Source organism: Peribacillus sp. NPDC058002 (genome assembly GCF_042886655.1).
GTDB lineage: Bacteria > Bacillota > Bacilli > Bacillales > DSM-1321 > Peribacillus > Peribacillus aracenensis.
On record NZ_JBHVQU010000386.1, the window covers coordinates 1 to 2518 of the forward strand.

General features: G+C 42.8%; 3 protein-coding genes. All 3 read left to right on the forward strand.

The annotated features are described in order from the left end of the window. Positions 1–398, forward strand: a 398-nt coding sequence (locus ACFVSH_RS25375) for a cob(I)yrinic acid a,c-diamide adenosyltransferase (RefSeq protein ID WP_387708518.1), incomplete at its 5' end; no start/stop codon positions are given. 13 nt (positions 399–411) lie between these two features. Further along, positions 412–1929, forward strand: a complete 1518-nt coding sequence (locus ACFVSH_RS25380) for a cobyric acid synthase (protein WP_387708520.1) — start codon at positions 412–414, stop codon at positions 1927–1929. A gap of 149 nt (positions 1930–2078) precedes the next feature. Continuing rightward, positions 2079–2351, forward strand: coding sequence for an HU family DNA-binding protein (locus ACFVSH_RS25385; RefSeq protein WP_076371466.1), 273 nt, complete (start codon positions 2079–2081; stop codon positions 2349–2351). Positions 2352–2518: the final 167 nt, after the last annotated feature.

A 2518-nucleotide genomic window follows, 5' to 3' on the forward strand; every position in this document is an offset into this window, starting at 1 on the left:
CCTATGGGGAAGCATTGGCTTTGAAAAAATTAGGAGTTGAAATGGAACAGCTAGGAATTGGTTTTACATGGACCAAAACTCCAGAAGAGCATCGCAACGCATTATCGTTAGCTTGGGAAAAGGCGAGACTGGCCCTTAGTGATCCCGGCATTGATTTACTTGTTTTGGATGAGTTGAACAATGCATTGGCGATTTCCAAATTCCCGATCGAAGACGTCTTGCCATTGACTGAAGTCATCGATGCGATTCGAAGTCGTCCCGCTCATATGCACATAGTCATTACCGGCAGGGATGCCAAGCCAGAGCTTATGGAAATGGCCGATTTGGTTTCATCGATTGAGGCGACCAAGCATTATTATGACGAGGGCATCGGCGCTGTCAAAGGATTAGAGTTTTAAGGGGGTGAATGTAATGAAGGCACGATCCATCATGATACAAGGGACGTCATCTGATGTAGGGAAAAGTTTGATTTGTACGGCATTTTGCCGGGTATTTGCCAATAAAGGGTTACGTGTCGTCCCATTCAAATCACAAAACATGGCTTTGAATTCTTATGTAACCTTGGATGGCGGTGAAATCGGACGGGCTCAGGGAGTACAGGCGGAAGCAGCAAGGATCACGGCAACGACCGATATGAATCCGATATTACTGAAACCAAAGCAGGATATGGTTTCAGAAGTCATCGTGCATGGAAAGCATTTTCTTGATATGAATGCAAAAAGCTATCGGTCCCAATTTGTCCAGGAAGCCATGCCGATCATCCGTAAATCGGTCGAAAAACTTCAAGAAGACTATGACATCATCGTACTCGAAGGGGCAGGAAGTCCGGCTGAAATTAACCTTAAGGACCGGGATATCGCGAATATGCGAATGGCTAAACTCACGGATGCGGCAGTCATTTTGGTGGCCGATATTGATCGTGGTGGAGTATTTGCCTCCATCATCGGCACACTTGCTTTATTGGATCAAGATGAACGAGATAGTGTAAAGGGGATCATCATCAATAAATTTCGTGGCATGCGTGAATTGTTGGACGATGGCATTGAATGGGTGGAAAAGGAAACCGGGATTCCGGTTCTCGGGGTACTGCCCTATCTAGACGTGAATATTGAAGCGGAAGATTCACTTGCCCTCTCTTCCTTACGTTTTAAAAAACCTAAAAAGGCTGAGTTCCCGATCGATGTAGCCGTCTTGAGATTTCCGCGGATCTCCAATTTTACTGATGTGGATCCTTTTTTTGATGAACCCGGAGTAGGTGTCCGCCTAGTAAACAGTGTTCATGAGTTAGGTAATCCCGATCTGGTAATTTTACCTGGTACAAAAAACACGATGGAAGATTTAGAATGGTTGAATCGTATGGGGTTGGATCGGGAAATCAAAGAACTGCGGAAACAAGGAACGATGATCTTTGGCATATGCGGCGGTTTTCAAATGCTAGGGACTAAACTTTTCGATCCTGATGCGGTCGAAGGTGACGGTGAGAACGCGTACGGGCTCTCGCTTCTTCCGGTGGAAACCGTTTTTCAGGCAGAAAAGAAAACGGTACAAATGGAAGGTGTCCTTTCTGCCGGTATAATGGAAGGTCAAATGAATCTTAACGGTTTCGAAATACATTTAGGCAGAACGACATTGAAGTTGCAAGTAAGGCCCTTTCTTTTATTGAAGGATGGAAGAGAGGATGGAGCCATTTCCAATGACAACAAGGTAATGGGAACATATCTTCATGGGATATTCCATAATCGCCTGTTCACTAGATTGCTAGTAAACCAAATTCGACGGAACAAGGGGTTGGAAGAAGTGAAGGAGAATGTCCAAAGCGACTCGGAGCGTAGGGAGGAAGCCTACAATCTCTTGGCTTCCCATTTGGAGGAAAACATTGATATGGATACCATCTATCAATGGCTGCATCTGGAAACTGCAGGAAGTTAATGTTAATCAAAGCCCTTTTATCTTCAAAAAAGCTCGATTTAGAGCTGCAATTCCTTTTATTTAGCCATAATAAGTGACAGGGGCATACAAGATATGTTATGTTGTCTTCTCTACATACTTTATACAAAATAAAAGGATGAGGTGTTCATATGAATAAAACAGAATTAGTGAGCAGTGTTGCAGCACAAGCTGAACTGACAAAAGACGAAGCAAAAAAAGTAGTGGATGCGTTGTTTGAAACAATCACGGCTACACTTGCTAAAGAAGAAAAAATCCAATTAGTTGGTTTTGGTACATTTGAAGTGCGCGACCGTGCTGCCCGTACAGGAAGAAACCCGCAAACTGGCGAAGAAATACAAATTGCAGCTAGTAAAGTACCGGCATTTAAAGCAGGTAAGGAATTAAAAGACGCAGTAAAATAAATGATGAACGACGAAAAAACCTGGCGAAGCAATGCTCGCCAGGTTTTTTATGTTTACAGTCATTTCAACTTACCCGTTGATCTTTAATGGAAAGATTAAAAAACGTTTTATCATCTGGTAAGCATGAAATTGTTTATATAGCACAAAAATTATAGTACTTATTAATA